Source organism: Microcella putealis (assembly GCF_004216575.1).
GTDB lineage: Bacteria > Actinomycetota > Actinomycetes > Actinomycetales > Microbacteriaceae > Microcella > Microcella putealis.
In genome coordinates, this window is the sequence record NZ_SGWW01000002.1 from 513770 (window position 1) to 530249 (window position 16480).

The window sequence follows — 16480 nt, forward strand, 5'->3', positions numbered from 1 at the left end:
AGCGATTCCTCAGCGTGTGCCGTACCCTGAGACAGTTACCCGTTTCCTGAATTCCGTGGAGGAATCGAACACTCGTGGACCGCACCACGCGCACCGGGTCGTCGTCAGACGACCCGGGCCATAGTTGCCCGTTACTCACCACCCGCATCTCGCGCCCCCGCTCTGAGGGGGTGAAATCATGACCGAGTCGGTCATTCTTCTGCTCATCGGCATCGTCGTGATCCTTGTGATCATCGCGGCGAACGGCTACTTCGTGGCCCAAGAGTTCGCCTACATGTCGGTCGACCGCAACCGCCTGAACGTCATGGCGGCGAATGGAGACAAGGCGGCTGTTCGTGCGCTGAAGGTCACCAAGCGCACGTCGTTCATGCTCTCGGGCGCCCAGCTCGGCATCACCGTCACGGGCATTCTTGTCGGCTACGTTGCCGAGCCGCTCGTCGGCGAATCGCTGGGTGTCTTGCTGGGTGGAATCGGTGTTCCGGCGGCCGTCAGCGTCGGCGTCGCGACTGCGGGTGTTCTCGTGCTCGCGACGGTCGTGCAAATGATCTTTGGCGAGTTATTCCCGAAGAACCTCGCCATCGCGATCCCTGAGCCAATGTCGCGCTTCCTCGCGCGGTCGACGAACTTCTACCTCGCCGCCTTCGGCTGGCTGATCTGGTTCTTCGACGCCGCGGCAAACGCGTTCCTGCGCCTGCTGCGCATCGAGCCGGTGCACGACCTCGACTCGAGCGCCAGTGCTGATGACCTCGAGCACATCATCGAGGACTCGCGCGAAAGCGGTGACCTGCCCGAGAACCTGTCGATCATCCTCGACCGCATCCTCGACTTCCCGAACCAGGATGTCGAACACGCGATGGTTCCGCGTGCTCACGTCGACGTTGTGCGTCCGTCGGTGACGGTGGGCGAGGTGCGCGAGCGCATGGCGGCCGCGCACACCCGCTATCCGATCGTTGACGACGATGAGCAGCCCATCGGCGTTGTGCAGCTCGCCGATCTGCTGCGCAGTGACCTACCCGACGAGGCCCTCGTCACCGAACTCATGCGCGAGCCGGTCGTCGTGCCGACGCTGATGAGCCTGCCCGACGCGCTCGTGCGACTCACCGAGACGCGCAACGAGTTGGCGTGCGTCATTGACGAGTACGGCGGCTTCGCCGGCGTGCTGACCCTCGAAGACCTTGCCGAGGAGGTCGTCGGCGAGATCACCGACGAACACGATTCAGAGCTTGACGAGGTCGTCGAGAAGGTTGCCGACGACGAATGGGTGATGGACGGCAACGTGCACATCGACGAGGTGGAACGTGCCGTCGGCCACGACCTGCCGCGCGGCGACTACGAGACGATCGCCGGCCTGCTGATCGCCGAGCGAGGCGAGCTGCCCGAGCAGGGCGACACCATCGAGGTGCGCCTGCCCGTCGACGGGGCCGACCTCATCGAAGACGAGCCCATGACCCGCCTGCTGGTCGTCGAGGTGCTCGAACTCGACCGCCACGTGCCGAGCGAACTGCGGGTGCGGCTCGTGGAGCGTCCGGCGACCGGCCCGGTCGAGGTGCTCGAGGGCGCCGACGAACCCGATGCTGAGACGGCTGCCGCGAACGCGGCGACGGATGCGGTGGTCGCGATGGGCGCTGATGATGCGCCCCGGGAATCCGGCGACGACACGAAGGGCGGTGTCCGATGAGCCCGCTTGTGGTGCTGATCGTCACGATCGGCCTTATCGCGCTCAGCGCGTTCTTCGTCATCATCGAGTTCGCGCTGCTCGGCGCCCGCCGTCACCGGCTGGAAGAAGAGGCGGTGACGAGCCGCTCGGCCCGCGCCGCCCTGAAGGGCATGAACGAGCTGACGATGATGCTCGCCGTCGCCCAGCTCGGCATCACCGCGTGCACCTTCGCGCTCGGTGCCGTGACGAAGCCGGGTGTCGAGGCGCTGCTCGCCCCGCTCTTCGACGGCTGGATGCCCGACTGGCTGTCAGGCGGCATCGCCTTCACGCTCTCGCTACTGATCGTGACCTTCCTGCACCTCGTGATCGGCGAGATGGCTCCCAAGTCGTGGGCAATCGCGCACCCCGAGCTGTCGGCGAAGGTCATCGGAATCCCCTCGCGCATCTTTGTGACGGTGCTGCGACCGGGGTTGAGCGTCATCAACAACATCGCGAACCGCCTCGTGGCGGCGGCGGGAGTGACACCGGTCGACCGTGCTGCGGTCGGCGGGCAAGACATCGCGACCATTCGCCAGCTCGTCGACCATTCCGCCCAGATCGGAGTGCTCGAGCAAGACATGCGCGCCCAGATCTCGGGCGTCATCGACCTGCAGACGATGTCGGTCGAGTCGCTGATCGACGAGGGGCGCACCGTGACAACGGTGCCGCGCACCGCCTCGGTCGCCGACGTTCAGGCGACCGCGCGACGCACGGGCCACCTGCGCATCCTCATCGACGACGGCGATGGCGACGGGCTTCCCGGCGTCGTGCACGTGCGCGACACGCTGCTCGTCGACCGTGAGAGCAACGCGCTCGATTTCGCGCGCGAGGCGTACCGCATCGATGCCGGAACGCCGGTGCACGAAGCGCTGACCCGCATGCAGGCGAACAGTGTGCAACTGGCGGTGATCATGCGCGGCACCGAGCTCGTAGGCGTGGTCACGTTGGCCGACGTGCTGCGCCGCGTGTTGCCGCCGGTGCTTCCCGCCCCGGCGCTGTAGGCGAAGCGGGCGTCGCGGCAGAGATGTCGCGACGCCCCAACGCGGCGTCGGCTTATTCGGCCCAGTCAGTTCAGTGCGAGCGCAGTGCCTTGATGAGCTCGTCCTTTCGCATGTCGCTGTACCCGCTCAGGCCGAGCTCTTTGGCGCGCGAGCGCAGCTCGTCGACCGTCCAGTCGTCGTACGAGCCGCTGGCGCCGCCGCGCGAGCCCACGGTGTCGCGACCGTCGCGTGCCGCGGCGTTCGCGATGCGTGCGGCCTTCTCCTTCGAGGCACCATCCTCGCGCAGCGACTCGTAGAGCTCCTCGTCCTTGATGCTGGGATTGTCGTTTTTCGCGGCCATGGGGCGCTCCCTTCGATCGGTGTCTCGAGTCTGCCCGCCCGGGGCCGCTGGTGGGATGCGTCCTGACCGCGCTCACAGGGAGGTCGCCGCCGGCGCTCAGCCGCAGCGCGCCGTGGCGTCGGTGTAGACGACCGCCGCGCCCTCGAAATCGCCCTCGAAGTAGGTGAACACGCTGCCGCAGACATCGAGGGTGTGGAACCCGTCTTCCGCGAAGTCGTAGATCAGAAAGTAGGTGATCTCGCCGGCCGCGTCGATGCAGTACCGGCCGTCGACCGCCTCGAAGTACCCGACGAGTTCGGCCGTGCGCTGCTCGACTGCCGGGAGGTTCGCGGCGGGGTAGTCGCCCGGCGTGTTCTCATCGGGCGCGCTGCCGCACTCGCCCAGCGTGGCGGCGGGAGTGGGAGTGGGTGTGGGAGTGGGAGCGGGGGCGTCGGCGGCGGGAGCGTCCCCGTCGGCCGGCACCGCGCATCCGGCGGTGGCGAGAACAATCGCGCAGACCACCGCGATCACGTGGCGGCGGAGACGGGTGGCGGTCACGGGTGGCTCCTTCACGGGCGCGTGTGCGGCAGGGCCGGGGGCCCGCCTGAGCGGTCGCGGTCACGGTAACGCCGCGCGATGGCCCGGCACCATGGGACGAACGGCGTAACGGTGGGGATGGAGGGCACGCTGGGGGAGCCCTGCAAAGCCCTCGACACCGGGCCGCGCTGCTGAGAGCATGCGGCAATGAGCGAACCTGGCCCCACCACCCCCGCCGTCCTCCGATCGCTGCAGCAGGTCCTGCCGCCCACCGTGCTCGACCAGGTCGAGGTGGGCGAGGTGTTTGCCGAGCAGGAGGGGCTGAGCCGCCTCGGCAAGCGCATCGTCTCCACAGCATTCGGGGTTTCAGGCATCGAGACGCGCCGCACGGTGATCGCCGAGCTCGACGGTGAGCTGCGCGACGACCCCCGCTACTACGACGCCTCGACCAGGCAGTTGCTCGCGCCCGGCACGAAGGCGCGCAACGACCACTACATCGCCGAGGCGGGCCCGATCTTCGTCGAGGCCGCGCGACGAGCGGTGGAGGGCGCGGCGGGCATCGAGGCCGCCGACGTCACGCACGTCATCACGGTGTCGTGCACCGGCTTCTTCGCGCCCGGCCCCGAGTACCTCATCGCGCGCGAGCTGCAGCTGCGGCCGGGGGTGCAGCGTTACCACCTGGGCTTCATGGGCTGCTACGCCGCGATGCCCGCCCTGCGCATGGCGGCCCAGCTGTGCGACGCCGACCCCAGCGCGGTCGTGCTCGTGGTGAGCGTCGAGCTGTGCACCCTGCACCTGCGGGCGAGCGACGACCCTGACCTGATCGTGGCGAACTCGCTGTTCGGCGACGCCGGGGCAGCGGGAATCGTCACGAAGCGCGCCCTCGGCGTCGGCGAGCGCGGGCTGCAGCTCGACCGCTCCGAGACGCTCGTCACCCCCGTCGGCGAGGGCGACATGGCCTGGACGATTGGCGATCAGGGTTTCGACATGGTGCTGTCGACCGCCGTGCCGCAGATCATTGGCGAGCACATCACCGGTGCGATTCGGCCGCTGTTCGATCACGACGCCGAGCTCGCGGCGGCGCTGGAGGGCGGCGCGATCGGGGGATCCGTGGCTCGCTGGGCCGTGCATCCGGGCGGGCGCAGCATCGTCGACAAGGTCGAGGAGAGCCTCGGGCTCGACGCCCATCAGGTGGCGCCGTCGCGCGACGTGCTGCGCGACATCGGCAACGTGTCGAGCGCGACGGTGATGCTTGTGATGCAGCGCAACCTTGAGCACTACGCCGAGGTGGGCGATCGGCTCATCGCCATCGCGTTTGGCCCGGGCCTCACGGTCGAGTCGGCGCTCATGACCGTCGTCGAGGGCTAGGCGCCGTGCCACACCTGCCACACCTGTTGCACCTGCGTCACCGCGCCGACGACGCGCACGAACTGATGGACGCCCCCGACTGCGACCCCGTGCGCCTCGAGCACACGTTCCGCCGCTTCGCGCTGGTCAACGCGATCGTGAGCGATATTGACGGGATGCTCGCGCGCGACATCGCGCCCGTCGCGTCGGCGCGCCCCGGCTCGCGCCCCGTGCGCCTGCTCGATGTGGGTACGGGCGGGGCCGACGTTCCGCGCGCGCTGATCGCGCGCGCTCGGCGCCGCGGCATCGACCTTGAGGTCGTGGCCATCGACCCCGATGAGCGCGCCATCGCGTTCGCCCGCAGCCAGCCGAGGGTCGATGGCCTCACGCTGCGCGTCGCCCACACCGGCGACCTCATCGCCGAGGGTGAGCGATTCGACGTGGTCATGTCGAACCACGTCGTCCACCACCTCGACGCGCAGGGGCTCGGCGTGCTGCTCGCCGACTCCGAGCGGCTCGTCGCCCCGGGCGGCGTCGTCGTGCACCGAGACCTGGCGCGCAGCCGCCTCGGCTACGTCGCCTTCGCCGTCGGAACGGCGCTCGTGCATCCGTTTCTGTTGCGGGGGTCGTTCATTCGCCCCGACGGGCTGACGAGCATTCGCCGCTCGCACACGGTCGCCGAGCTGGCCGCCGCGGCTCCCGACGGCTGGCAGGCGCGCGGCGGGGGAGCCCGTTGGCGGCTCGAGCTGCGGTACGAGGCTCCCGATGCGTGAGGCGCCGAGTCGGACTACCCGCGAGCCGGTCGATCTCCCGGTTGACCCCGCGGTCGACGTCGCGATCGTCGGCGGCGGCGCAAACGGCCTGTATCTCGCCTGCCTGCTGGCCCAGCGTGGCGTCGCGGTGACCGTGCTGGAGCGGCGCGAGACGATCGCCGACCGCCCGCGCGCGTTCGGCATCCACCCGGCGGCCCTGGCAGCGCTCGACGCCGTCGGCCTGGGCGACGCGGTGCGTGAGCAGGCGCTCGTGCTCGAGGGAGGCGCCTTCACGACGTCGGCCGGCCGGGAGGTCGCGGTGTCGTTTGCGCCGCCGGCCAGGCCGGGCCCCGTCGTGCTCGACCAGCGCATCATCGAGCGGATGCTCGAGCGGCGTCTCGACCAGCTCGCGCCCGGAGCGCTGCGCCGCAACACACCAGTCACCGCGGTGTCGCCCCACCCCGATCGAGTCCAGCTGGCGCTCGGTGACGCTGGCAGGGCGGTCGTCGCCCGCTGCGCCGCGCTCGCCGACGGGGTGAACGGCGAGCTCGCCGACGCGCTGTTCGGCCCGCTGCGGCCCCGTGGGCCCGCCCGCTGGTACGCGATGGCCGAGGCTGACGCGACGCCCGGCCCGCGCGGAACCCACGACCAGCACGCGCGCCTCGTGGCGGCCCACGACGGCATCGTCGAATCGTTCCCGGTGCCGGGCGGGCGCCGACGCTGGGTCGTGTGGCGCGCATCCGATGCCCCCGTCTCGGTCGACGAATTTCGGATGCTCGTGCGCGATCGCGCGCGGGCGAGCGTCGGCCGCATCCACGGCTCCGTCGCCGTGTTTCGTGCCCAGAGTCGCGGCCGGCGGCACATCGCGCGCGGCCGCCTGGCCCTCGTGGGGGATGGCGCTGCCGCGGTCAGCCCGATCGGCGGTCAGGGCCTCGCGCTGGGGTGGTCGGCGGCGCGCGTGCTGGCCGACAGCATTGAGCAGGGCCTGAGCGTCGGCAGCTTTCGGTGGGCGGCCTACCGGCGGGCCGTGCGCCGACTCTTTGCTCGCGCGCGGCATCGCTCGGCGTTCTTCATGCGGATGGGCGATCCGGTGGCGGGCCGCGACCTGCTGCGGCGCGGTGCCGCCCTCGTGCTGGGCGCCCCGATCTGCCGCCCGCTCGCCCGCCGACTGGTTGTCGCCGAGGCGCCGCCGCCCGCGCGCACGACCGTGGGCCGACGAGACGCCCCGCGCGAAGGGAGTACAGTCCAGGCCCGTGGGTAAATTCATTTACGGAGTACCGCCGGCAACGGTGGACCTCGACGACCGACTGCTCGCCCACCTGCGGGTCGTCATCATGACCAAACTGCGTCGTGGCGAACCCTTCATGTTCGAGCTCGACCTCTCGCCGGCCGAGGGCAGTGGGCGGCGCAGTTTCTGGGTGCACCCGGCCGTGCCGATGCAGTTCCACTTCTTCGGCAGCCGAGAGCCGACGCTCAATAGGGCGTGGGTCGAGGCGTTGCACGCCGAGGCGAGCAGCGCCGTGGGCCTCCGCGTGGTTCCTGAGCCGGCCCTGACGCTTGCGCCCGATGCGACGGTGCTTACGTCGTCGGCTCGTCCGTATCGTCGACGTCGATAGAGATTCCGCCCGCGAGATTGGCCGACGCCGAGAGGCTCTCGAGCCATGAGCGGTCAAGCTCGGGTGGTTCGCGCTCGTCGAACACGAAGCGCAGCGGAATCGTGGGGTGCATCCACAGGGTGCTGCGCCCCATCGTGTCGTCGAGCGGGTGCGTCCAGCTCACGGTGAAGCTTTCGCCGCGGCGCAGTTTCGCCGTGGTCACCACTTTCACGTGCGCGAGCACCCGGTCAGGGAACGCGATCGCCATCTCGCTGCCGGCGTAGTACAGGATTCCCACGATCAGCCCCCGCCGTCATCGGTGCTTCGCTCGGTGGTCAGGAGGTCACGTGGCCGTCGGAATGCGCGCATTGAACGATGGTGGGGGGTGACGGGTGCCGGGCGCGAGGGGTTGACAGCCGACGATCTGTGCTCAGGAGACCTGTGGTGGTTCGCGCAGCAAGCCGAGGCCGCGATCGGTTGAGGCCGCGGCCACCATCGCCGCGATCCACGCGGGGTTCAGCGGTCGGGTCACGGTGGGGTCATCGATGCGGAACTCCATCCAGATTGCCGGGTGCATCCAGAATTCTCGTGATCCGTCGCCCGACGGCAGATCCCGCCCGCGAATCGTGAAGTGAAATGACTCTCCCCGGCGAAATTTTGTCGCGATGGCCACCTCGAGGTGGGCGAGCATCCTGTCGTCGATCGTGTAGGCGCTTGCCGCCGCGCCGCCGTAAATGAACTGCCCCACTGTTGCTGCGTGTCTCCTTCGTGCGTGCGCCGCCCGCGAGCGCGGGGGACGCGTCGACCACCCTCGCCCACTGAGCATCGCCCGGGTAGGGCTTGACGGGGCGTCGGCCGTCGCGGTAGGGGCGTCGGTGGGTCTGCGCGCCGCCGATAGACTTGGGCACCGTGTCTAAGGTTCTGACCTCCCTGCCCGTCGGCGAACGCGTCGGCATCGCCTTCTCTGGAGGTCTCGACACCTCCGTCGCCGTCGCGTGGATGCGCGACAAGGGTGCCGTGCCCTGCACCTACACCGGCGATCTCGGCCAGTACGACGAGCCCGACATCGCCGCGGTGCCGGGGCGCGCATCCGAATACGGGGCCGAGATCAGTCGCCTCGTTGACGCGAAGTCCGCGCTCGTCGAAGAGGGCCTCGTGGCCCTGCAGTGCGGCGCGTTCCACATTCGCTCGGGCGGCAAGGCGTACTTCAACACGACCCCCCTCGGCCGGGCGGTCACCGGCACCATGCTCGTGCAGGCCATGAAGGAAGACGGCGTCGAGATCTGGGGCGACGGCTCAACCTACAAGGGCAACGACATCGAGCGGTTCTACCGCTACGGGCTGCTCGCGAACCCCCGCCTGCGCATTTACAAGCCCTGGCTCGACGAGGCGTTCGTCACCGAACTCGGCGGCCGTCAAGAGATGAGCGAGTGGCTCGTCGCGCACGGCTTCCCGTACCGCGACTCGGCCGAGAAGGCCTACTCGACCGACGCCAACATTTGGGGCGCCACCCACGAGGCGAAAACCCTTGAGCACCTCGACGTGTCGCTCGAGACCGTCGAGCCGATCATGGGCGTACGCTTCTGGGACGAGAGCGTCGAGATCGCCACCGAGGATGTGCGCATCGCCTTCGAGGCCGGCCGCCCGGTCGCGATCAACGGCGTCGAGTACACCGACGCGGTCGCGCTCGTGCGCGCGGCCAACGAGATCGGCGGTCGCCACGGCCTCGGCATGAGCGACCAGATCGAGAACCGCATCATCGAGGCGAAGAGCCGCGGCATCTACGAGGCTCCGGGCATGGCGCTGCTGCACATCGCGTACGAGCGCCTGCTCAACGGCATCCACAACGAAGACACGATTGCGAACTACCACGCCGAGGGCCGACGTCTGGGGCGCCTCATGTACGAGGGTCGCTGGCTTGACCCGCAGTCGCTCATGCTGCGCGAATCGATTCAGCGCTGGGTGGGCTCGGCCGTGACCGGTGAGGTCACGCTGCGCCTGCGCCGAGGCGACGACTACACGATCCTCGACACGACGGGCCCGACCCTGTCGTACGCGGCCGAGAAGCTGTCGATGGAGCGGGTGGGCGACGCCGCCTTCGGCCCGACCGACCGCATCGGCCAGCTGACCATGCGCAACCTCGACATCGCCGACTCGCGCGCCCGACTCGAGCAGTACGCCGGGCAGGGCCTCATCGGTGGCCCGACGGCTGAGCTGGTCGGTCGCATGACGGCCGGCGAGGCCGAGGCGATCACGGCCGGCGACTCGCACGAATTCGACGCGTTCGACGCTGCGGGCGAGGGTGCCGCGTTCGACTCGGGTACCGACTAGAGCACCCGAGCGGGTCGCCGCACCCTCCCCGGCGCGACGCTCCGGCTGGCCTCAGGCCCGCGCGAACGCGCGAATCGGTGAGTCCGTCATCACGAAGCGCACGGGCATGACAGCCGATGCCACCGCGACGAGCAGGGTGCCCGCGGCGAGCACGGCCACAAGGCTGACCGGGATCGCCGGTACGACCATCTTCCACGGCAGGGCGCTGCCGAGCACGCTCTGCGCGCCCACCCAACCGAGCACCGCGCCGAGCAGCAGCCCGGCCAGCGTCGCGGTCGCACAGATGACGACGGTCTCGAGCACGACCGATATGACGGCGTGGCGCCTCGACTGACCGAGCACGCGTCGCGCGGCGATCTCCCGCCCCCGCAGCCGCGTGCCCAGCGCAACCGACGTGGCGAGTCCGACGGCAGCGATCAGCACGATCATTGCCACCAGCACTCCCACGATGCCGAGCACGTCATCGATGACGCTGGTTGCGCTGTCCTCGAGGGGGGTGCCGGCGTACATCAGGCGCAGTGACAGATTGGTGCTCGCCGAGGCGACAGCGAACATCGTGACAATGCTCACGCCGATCGTGATGGCGAGCGCCGCTCGTGCTGTTCGGGCCGGATGCTCGGCGAGCGTCGCGCGCGCAATGGCGGCCGGCCCGCGCCGCGGCAGGATGCGCGCGATGAGTCGCAAGAAGCGCGGCAGGATCCCCGTGGCGCTGGCGAGGATTCCCGCGGCGAGCACCGTTCCCCCGGCGACGCCGACAAACGCCGCGAGCGGGGTGAGGGCGCCCCCGAGCACACTCAGGCCGAGCAGGATCAGCCCTGTCGCCAGCAGCAGTCGTGCGGCCCACCCGATGCGGCGGTCGCCGTCACCGCCCGACTCGGTGACGATCGCGGCGCCGAGCGCCGTCGCCGGATCAGCGCTGACGACCGCGGCCGAGCCGCGCCAGGCAGCGAGCACGACACAGCCCTGCAGCGCGATGAGGGGCAGCACGATCGAGGGGTCCACGACATCGGTGATCGCGAGGGCCTGCCCGGGTTCGCGGTGCGCGGCGGCAGCGATGGTCAGGCCGACAACCCCCGCGGCCCCGACAAGCAGTCCGACGCCGCTCGCGGCGAGCGACAGTCGCGCGCCTTCCCGCAGGATGCGGCGTCGTTCGGTGCGCGCGGAGGCCCCGAGCAGACGACGCAGGGCAATGTCGCGCAAGCGCGTGGCCGTGACGAGGGTGAACGCGTTGGTCACCACCACCGTCGCCACGACGAGCGCCACCACAAGGAACGCGATGCTCAGCACGCCCAGCACGACGTGCGCGGTCGCGCCCTCGCCGAACGGTGTCGACAGCACTCCCGCCTTCACGAGGGCGAAGCCCGAGGTGAGCACGACGATGTACGCCGCACTCGCGGCAACCGTGATGGCCGCCGCGAGGCGACCCCCTGACGCGATCACGGGGTACGCAGCGACGCGTCGCTGTGGTCGTGGGCGTCAGCGAGCATGAGCGCCGAGATGTCGGTGGCGTTCGCCCGGCCGAGCTCGGCGACGACGCGGCCGTCGCGCAGGGCGAGCACTCGGTCGGCGCGGCTGGCCGCTCGGGGGTCGTGCGTGACCAGAATCACGCCGCAGCCGCTGTCGACGACGAGTTCAGACAGCAGGCGCAGAACGATGTCACCCGTCGCAAGGTCAAGATTGCCCGTCGGCTCGTCGGCGAAGACCACAGCGGGACGGTGGGCGAGTGCGCGCGCGATCGCGATGCGCTGCTGTTGGCCACCCGACAGCTCGTGCGGCCGACGGTGCAGCACGCGGCCGATGTCGAGGCGCGCGATCAGTTCACGCTCCCAGACGTCGTCCCGCGATCTTTGCCGGGCCCCGAGGCTTTCGGGGAGCCGGATGTTCTCGAGCGCCGTGAGGCCGGGAAGCAGGTTGAACGACTGAAAAACGAACCCCATGCGCTCGTGGCGGAGCGCCGCGAGGTGATCGTCGCTGAGGCGGGCAATGAGCTGCCCGTCGAGTTCGATCGTGCCGCTGCTCGGGGTGTCGAGCCCGGCCAGCAGGTGCATCATCGTCGACTTGCCCGAACCGCTCGGCCCGACGATCGCGGTCATCTCGCCGCGCCGGAAGCTTGCCGTGATGCCGGCGACCGCGCGGACGGCCGTGTCGCCCGAACCGAACACGCGAACCACGTCGGTGGCGCGGGCAACAACGGAGGGGGAGGGCCTGAGGGTCGAGGACCCGTCAGCGGGAAGAGGGGGTGTATTCGTCATGCCTCGACGCTATGAACCGCCATGGGCACGACACATCGGCCGTGAGCGCCGAGCGACGCGGCGCGGGTACCGAGCGGGTGGTACCAGCGGATGAGTCGTCCTGACCGAGCGACCGAGGCTCAGCGGACGACAACGCGGCAGGATGGACGGATGCTGGCCGATGAGTACCGCGCGCGTCCCTCAGGAATTGTGGCGGACATCCTGCTGGGCCTGCTCGTCATCGTGCTTGCCGTCGTTGTGCCGAACTCGATTGCGGTGACCGACCTTCAGAACGCGGCGAGCGTTGTGCTGTCGATCGTGATTCTCGCGACTTCGGTCGGGGTGCGACGCATCGCGCCCGGCTTTGCCTTAGCGGGGGCGTGGGTGTCGGCGCTTCTGTGGATGGTCTCTCTGAACGACGTGATTCCGGCGCAGCTGGGCATTCTCGCGGTGCTCGCGAGCGCGGCCCACCACGGTTCACGACGCACCCTCGTCATGAGCGGTGTGTCGGTCGTCGGAGGAACGCTCGTCGGGCTTTGGTATCTGCTCGTGATCCAGTCGTGGGTCGGCGGGCTCTTGGCCACCGACATTGGTCGCTTGCCGCCCCGAGCCGTCACCTTCGGGGTGCTCGTCGGTGGGGTGTTCGCGGTGCCGTGGTTGATCGGGCTCGTGGCCCGCTTCGTGCGGCTGTCGCGTGAGCGCCGACGGCAGGCGGACGCGGCCGACGCCATCGCCGCAGAGGCCACGAAGGTCGCCGACGTCGAGGCCGCCCGCGTGGCCCTCGCCCGCGACGTGCACGACATCGTCGGCCACTCACTCGCGGTCATCGTCGCGCAGGCCGACTCGGTGCGCTTTCGCGGCGAGGGCGATGTCGACGCCGTTCGGGCGTCCGTCGACACGATCGCGGAGACGGCCCGCCGCGCGCTCCATGAGGTGCGTCAGGTGCTCGAGCAAACGGGTCCGGCCCCTGACGCGGTCGTCGACACCCTCGATCTCCATCGACTCATCGACGACGTTGCCGCCGCACGACCGGGTGTCATTGTGGCGCGGGCACGAGACGACCTCGCCGTGCCGCCGGGGGAGCCGGGTGTCGCGCTCTACCGCGCCACGCAGGAGTTGCTGACGAACGCGCTGCGCCACGGCGATACTGACGCGCCGATCACCGTGACCCTGACGAGCGACGCTGAGGGGATGCAGGTCACGGTGGACAACGCGATCGGGTCCGTTCCCCCATCGACCGCGCGCTCGGGCACGGGGCTCGCCGGAATCGCTGAGCGACTGGAGGCGGTCGGCGGGGCGCTCGTCATCGACCGCGGAGGATCCCGGATGGTCGTCACCGCGCGCATCCCCCTGGTGACCGGCAGGATGGACGCGTGACTGGCCGCATACGTGTCGTCCTCGTCGACGATCAGCCGCTGTTTCGGGCGGGCGTTGCCGCGGTTATCGCGGCGCACCCCGACTGTGAGGTGGTGGGCGAGGCGAGTTCGGGGCGAGAGGCGATCACGCTGCTCGACGAGGTCGAGGCCGACGTCGTTCTCATGGACATCCGTATGCCTGAGCTCGACGGCGCGGAGGCCACTCGACTGTTGATGAGCCCCGAGCGGGCGGCCCGCCGCGCGGTCCCGCTGCGCGTCATCGTGCTCACGACCTTCGCGCTCGATGAGCGAGCGCGTGCGGCGATCGACGTGGGAGCCACCGGGTTTCTCCTGAAAGACGCCAGCCCCGAGCTGCTGATTGCCGCCATCCGCGCGGTCTACGAGGGTGGTGCGGTCGCGGCGGGCGGCGATCTCGGGTCATTCGGCGCCCCGCCGGCCTCCGAGCCGCCCCCTCCACCAGGGTTCGCGACGTTGACCGACCGCGAACGCCGCGTCTACGAGCTGGTGGTCACCGGGGCGAGTAACGCCGAGATCGCGGGGCAGCTGTTCCTCAGTGAGTCGACGGTCAAAACCCACGTCTCGAGCGTGTTGGCGAAGCTGGGTGCCCGCGACCGCGTCGCGCTCGTGGTGCTCGCCCACCGGGCGGGATCGGTCGCGGAATCGCCGTCGTCGCCTTCTCCTGGTCCCTAGGCTCAGACCATGACGGAGCTACACGGGCCGATGCCCGTCTACCGGGCGCCGATGCGGTCGCGTTCGGCGCGCATCCCGGATGACGGCGCCGCCGTCGATCGAGCTCTCGCCAGGGGCGTGGTCGGCCTCGGTGATCGTCTCGACGACAACGCCGCGGTGCAACGGGAACGCCTCGCGCGCCGAGTCGACCGCTTCGCCTCCGCGCCCGATAGCGCATTCGTCGTCACGATGGATGCTCGCGGCCGCGTTGTTCTCGGACGCCTTGTCGGCCCCTACTCCCGCGACGACTCCGCCGAGGCGCACACGGTCGATCTCGTGCACGTGCGACCGTGCCACTGGCGGCCGGAGCCGCTCGGCGACGAGGAGGTACCGGCTGCCGTCGTGCAGACCTTCACGCGCGGAGGCCGCGATTGGCAGCGCGTGAACGATGCCCACGCCGAGCGCCTGCTGGCCGAAGTGTGGGCCGCGACCATCGCGGAGGCGTAGCCCGGCACGTCATCGGCGCTCTGGCCTTATGGCGTCAGCTCGCGCTCGATCTCGCGGGTGTGCAGGGCCGCCTGTGCTTCGCCGATGGTGGGGAAGCGCCCGATGAGAGTCCCGTCAGCCGTGATCAGTCGGTAGCGCAGTATTCCGTCGGTCTCGATCGTCGCGACGACGTCTGAGCCGTTTCGCCCGACGAGTGCGAGGTGCGGGACCCCTAACGCGACGCTCCAGGTGATGTCCGTCATGGTGGCCTCCTCGGTAAGGTGCGCAGGATCGCCGCGCAGTGAACCGAACCGTACGCCCCTTCTGCCTGGGAGGGCAGGGGATTGACGGGCGGCCGAAACGGGGCTACGTGGCTCGGCGATCGTCGGCCGGAACGCTGACGGTCGCGAAGAGGCGCCGCCGCGCCCCCTCCGGATGCTCGGTGCGCGTCACCAGCGGAACGAGCGCGTCGTAGATGGCTTGAATCGCCGTGCGCCACTCGTCATCGGTCGCCGTGAACGCGAGCTGGCGGAAGCCGGCGAGGTCACGGCCGAGATTCGGCTGGGGGCTGTCGAGGTAGTGGTCAAACGCGGTGGCGAGGCTGCCCAGACAGGCGAGGAATCCGGCGCGCACGGCGTCGGGATTGTCGAGGGCGGGGTCGTCGGGGTTGACCGACACCCGGGCCGTGTCGAGGGCGAGGGTGCGCTCGACGGCGCCCCGAATGGGTTGCTCGGCAACGACCCGCACGACGCCCCCGTCGACCAGGGTGCCGACGTGGCGATACAGCGTCGCCGCCGGCACATCGGGCAGGAGGGCGGCGAGCTCGCGGGTGGTGATGGTGTCGCGCCCGAGCATCGTCTGCACGATGCGGAGGCGTACGGGATGCAGCAGTAGCTCGACGGTGCTCACGGTTCATCCTCTCACTTGTGGGAATGTTATCAATAGTGATATCAATGGATGACCCGAGCGAAAGGATCCCCATGCCCACCCGGCTCCTCATCGACGACGACCACCTCGTCGTGCGTCTGTCCTGGCGCGACCGCATCTTCGCGATGAGTCGCGATGCGCGCATCCCGCTGTCAGAACACCTCGAGCAGGTCGGCCGATGAGCGCCGCGCACACCACGAGCGCGTTCGTCGTCGAGGGCCCGGCGGGTCGCCTCGCCGGAACGCGTGAACACGCGCCGCGGCCGACCGCGCTCGCCGTGCTGCTCGCGGGCAGCGGGCCCGTCGACCGCGATGGCAATACCCGCGGTCTAAATCTCACGATTCAGCGAGAGCTCGCCACCGCGCTTGCCGCGGCCGGAGTCGACTCCGTGCGCTTCGACAAGCGTGGCGTGGGGGAGTCAGCAGGTGAGTTTCTGAGCACCGGGTTCGATGACCTCGTCGACGACGCCCTCGCGGTGGTTGACGCGGTGAGCGACGAGGGCCTGCCTGTCGTGGTGATCGGCCACAGCGAAGGTTCGGCCCTTGCCGTGCGGGTGGCTGCGCAGCGGCCCGCCCTCGCCGGAATCGTCATGCTCTCGGGCTACGCCCGATCGGGGCTCGAGGTGCTGCGCTGGCAAAGCGAAACCGTCGCCGGCGACCTGCCCTGGCTCGTGCGCGCCGTGCTGCGGTTCATGCGTACCGACGTGCAGAAACGTAGTGAGCGTGCGCGGCAGCAGTTGCTGAGCACGACGGACGACGTGACCCGCATCGGCGGGGCGCGCGTGAATGCCCGCTGGTTCCGCGAGTTCATGCGGTACGACCCGCGCGACGAGCTCGCGCGGGTGCGTCAGCCGGTGCTGGCGGTGACCGGCAGCTACGACCTGCAGTCGCCGCCGGCCGATCTCGAGGTGATCGCCCAGACGGCGGGCAGCCCCGTGCACACGGTCGAGCTGCCCGAGGTGAGCCACATCTTGCGCACGCAAGAGCGAGCGACCCTGCGCAGCTACCGCGCCGACGTGCGCCGAGCGATCGACGAGCGTGTCGTGCGGCTCATCAGCGCCTGGGTGGCCGAAGCGCTGAGTGACCGCCGCTCAGGCGCGGTCGACCGAGCCGACTAGCTGTTCTTCCTCGACACGTTGTGATCGGCTGAGGTGAGCGAAGACCTCCGGGAACGATGTGGGTAACCACACTCAGATCGTTTCCACGGAGGTCTT

Annotated in this window: 20 protein-coding genes; 12 read left to right on the forward strand and 8 right to left on the reverse strand. The window is 69.8% G+C overall.

The window, feature by feature from the left end; translation table 11 throughout:
• Positions 1-178 precede the first annotated feature (178 nt).
• Positions 179-1678: a hemolysin family protein gene (locus tag EV141_RS07395; RefSeq protein ID WP_130485301.1), complete on the forward strand. Its 1500-nt coding sequence runs from the start codon at positions 179-181 to the stop codon at positions 1676-1678.
• Complete coding sequence (locus tag EV141_RS07400; protein WP_130485302.1) at positions 1675-2697, forward strand: CNNM domain-containing protein; 1023 nt, start codon at positions 1675-1677, stop codon at positions 2695-2697. The genes EV141_RS07395 and EV141_RS07400 overlap by 4 nt, the downstream gene beginning before the upstream one ends.
• A gap of 70 nt (positions 2698-2767) precedes the next feature.
• Here EV141_RS07400 and EV141_RS07405 read toward each other — a convergent pair whose 3' ends face one another.
• Both EV141_RS07405 and EV141_RS07410 read right to left on the reverse strand, forming a co-directional pair.
• Positions 2768-3037, reverse strand: a complete 270-nt coding sequence (locus EV141_RS07405) for a DUF7218 family protein (RefSeq protein WP_130485303.1) — start codon at positions 3035-3037, stop codon at positions 2768-2770.
• A 96-nt stretch (positions 3038-3133) separates the two neighbouring features.
• The gene (locus EV141_RS07410; protein WP_130485304.1) at positions 3134-3574 is read right to left on the reverse strand and encodes a hypothetical protein; all 441 of its coding nucleotides are present in this window, start codon (positions 3572-3574) and stop codon (positions 3134-3136) included.
• Between the two features lie 186 nt (positions 3575-3760).
• Here EV141_RS07410 and EV141_RS07415 point away from each other — a divergent pair, with 186 nt between their 5' ends.
• The 4 genes from EV141_RS07415 to EV141_RS07430 are packed head-to-tail and all read left to right on the forward strand — an operon-like array spanning position 3761 to position 7268.
• Positions 3761-4921 carry a type III polyketide synthase gene (locus EV141_RS07415; RefSeq protein ID WP_130485305.1) on the forward strand — a complete coding sequence of 387 codons (1161 nt, stop codon included), beginning with the start codon at positions 3761-3763 and terminating at the stop codon, positions 4919-4921.
• A 5-nt stretch (positions 4922-4926) separates the two neighbouring features.
• On the forward strand, positions 4927-5673 hold the full coding sequence (locus tag EV141_RS07420; RefSeq protein ID WP_241969152.1) for a methyltransferase domain-containing protein: 747 nt from the start codon (positions 4927-4929) through the stop codon (positions 5671-5673).
• The gene (locus EV141_RS07425; RefSeq protein WP_130485306.1) at positions 5666-6913 is read left to right on the forward strand and encodes an FAD-dependent oxidoreductase; all 1248 of its coding nucleotides are present in this window, start codon (positions 5666-5668) and stop codon (positions 6911-6913) included. The genes EV141_RS07420 and EV141_RS07425 overlap by 8 nt, the downstream gene beginning before the upstream one ends.
• The gene (locus tag EV141_RS07430; RefSeq protein WP_130485307.1) at positions 6906-7268 is read left to right on the forward strand and encodes a DUF7882 family protein; all 363 of its coding nucleotides are present in this window, start codon (positions 6906-6908) and stop codon (positions 7266-7268) included. Before EV141_RS07425 ends, EV141_RS07430 begins: the two co-directional genes overlap by 8 nt.
• Here EV141_RS07430 and EV141_RS07435 read toward each other — a convergent pair.
• Entirely contained in the window at positions 7231-7545 is a 315-nt protein-coding gene (locus tag EV141_RS07435; RefSeq protein WP_130485308.1) for a DUF7882 family protein, read from the reverse strand. The two genes, EV141_RS07430 and EV141_RS07435, sit on opposite strands and share 38 nt — an antisense overlap.
• Before the next feature lie 132 nt (positions 7546-7677).
• Positions 7678-7995, reverse strand: a complete 318-nt coding sequence (locus EV141_RS07440; protein WP_130485309.1) for a DUF7882 family protein — start codon at positions 7993-7995, stop codon at positions 7678-7680.
• Positions 7996-8156: 161 nt separating this feature from the next.
• Here EV141_RS07440 and argG point away from each other — a divergent pair, with 161 nt between their 5' ends.
• Positions 8157-9578, forward strand: a complete 1422-nt coding sequence (argG, locus tag EV141_RS07445) for an argininosuccinate synthase (RefSeq protein ID WP_130485310.1) — start codon at positions 8157-8159, stop codon at positions 9576-9578.
• A gap of 51 nt (positions 9579-9629) precedes the next feature.
• Here the strand turns inward: argG and EV141_RS07450 are convergent, their stop codons facing one another.
• A complete protein-coding gene (locus EV141_RS07450) occupies positions 9630-11018 on the reverse strand; it encodes an FtsX-like permease family protein (RefSeq protein WP_130485311.1) in 1389 nt (462 codons plus the stop codon).
• Entirely contained in the window at positions 11015-11830 is an 816-nt protein-coding gene (locus tag EV141_RS07455; protein ID WP_130485312.1) for an ABC transporter ATP-binding protein, read from the reverse strand. The genes EV141_RS07450 and EV141_RS07455 overlap by 4 nt, the downstream gene beginning before the upstream one ends.
• Positions 11831-11980: 150 nt before the next feature.
• Here EV141_RS07455 and EV141_RS07460 point away from each other — a divergent pair, with 150 nt between their 5' ends.
• Genes EV141_RS07460 through EV141_RS07470 form a run of 3 tightly spaced genes read left to right on the forward strand, consistent with a single transcriptional unit; the run spans position 11981 to position 14361 of the window.
• On the forward strand, positions 11981-13186 hold the full coding sequence (locus tag EV141_RS07460) for a sensor histidine kinase (RefSeq protein ID WP_157985527.1): 1206 nt from the start codon (positions 11981-11983) through the stop codon (positions 13184-13186).
• Positions 13183-13875: a response regulator transcription factor gene (locus EV141_RS07465; protein ID WP_130485314.1), complete on the forward strand. Its 693-nt coding sequence runs from the start codon at positions 13183-13185 to the stop codon at positions 13873-13875. Before EV141_RS07460 ends, EV141_RS07465 begins: the two co-directional genes overlap by 4 nt.
• A gap of 9 nt (positions 13876-13884) precedes the next feature.
• A complete protein-coding gene (locus EV141_RS07470; RefSeq protein WP_241969153.1) occupies positions 13885-14361 on the forward strand; it encodes a GAF domain-containing protein in 477 nt (158 codons plus the stop codon).
• A 26-nt stretch (positions 14362-14387) separates the two neighbouring features.
• On the opposite strand, the gene EV141_RS07475 is transcribed toward EV141_RS07470, so the two are convergent.
• Together EV141_RS07475 and EV141_RS07480 are read right to left on the reverse strand one after the other, a co-directional pair.
• On the reverse strand, positions 14388-14603 hold the full coding sequence (locus EV141_RS07475; RefSeq protein ID WP_130485315.1) for a hypothetical protein: 216 nt from the start codon (positions 14601-14603) through the stop codon (positions 14388-14390).
• Between the two features lie 103 nt (positions 14604-14706).
• Positions 14707-15249 carry a helix-turn-helix domain-containing protein gene (locus EV141_RS07480; protein WP_130485316.1) on the reverse strand — a complete coding sequence of 181 codons (543 nt, stop codon included), beginning with the start codon at positions 15247-15249 and terminating at the stop codon, positions 14707-14709.
• A gap of 71 nt (positions 15250-15320) precedes the next feature.
• On the opposite strand from EV141_RS07480, the gene EV141_RS12495 reads away from it, so the two are divergent.
• A complete protein-coding gene (locus tag EV141_RS12495; protein ID WP_260437777.1) occupies positions 15321-15449 on the forward strand; it encodes a hypothetical protein in 129 nt (42 codons plus the stop codon).
• Entirely contained in the window at positions 15446-16384 is a 939-nt protein-coding gene (locus EV141_RS07485; protein ID WP_130485317.1) for an alpha/beta hydrolase, read from the forward strand. Before EV141_RS12495 ends, EV141_RS07485 begins: the two co-directional genes overlap by 4 nt.
• Positions 16385-16480: the final 96 nt, after the last annotated feature.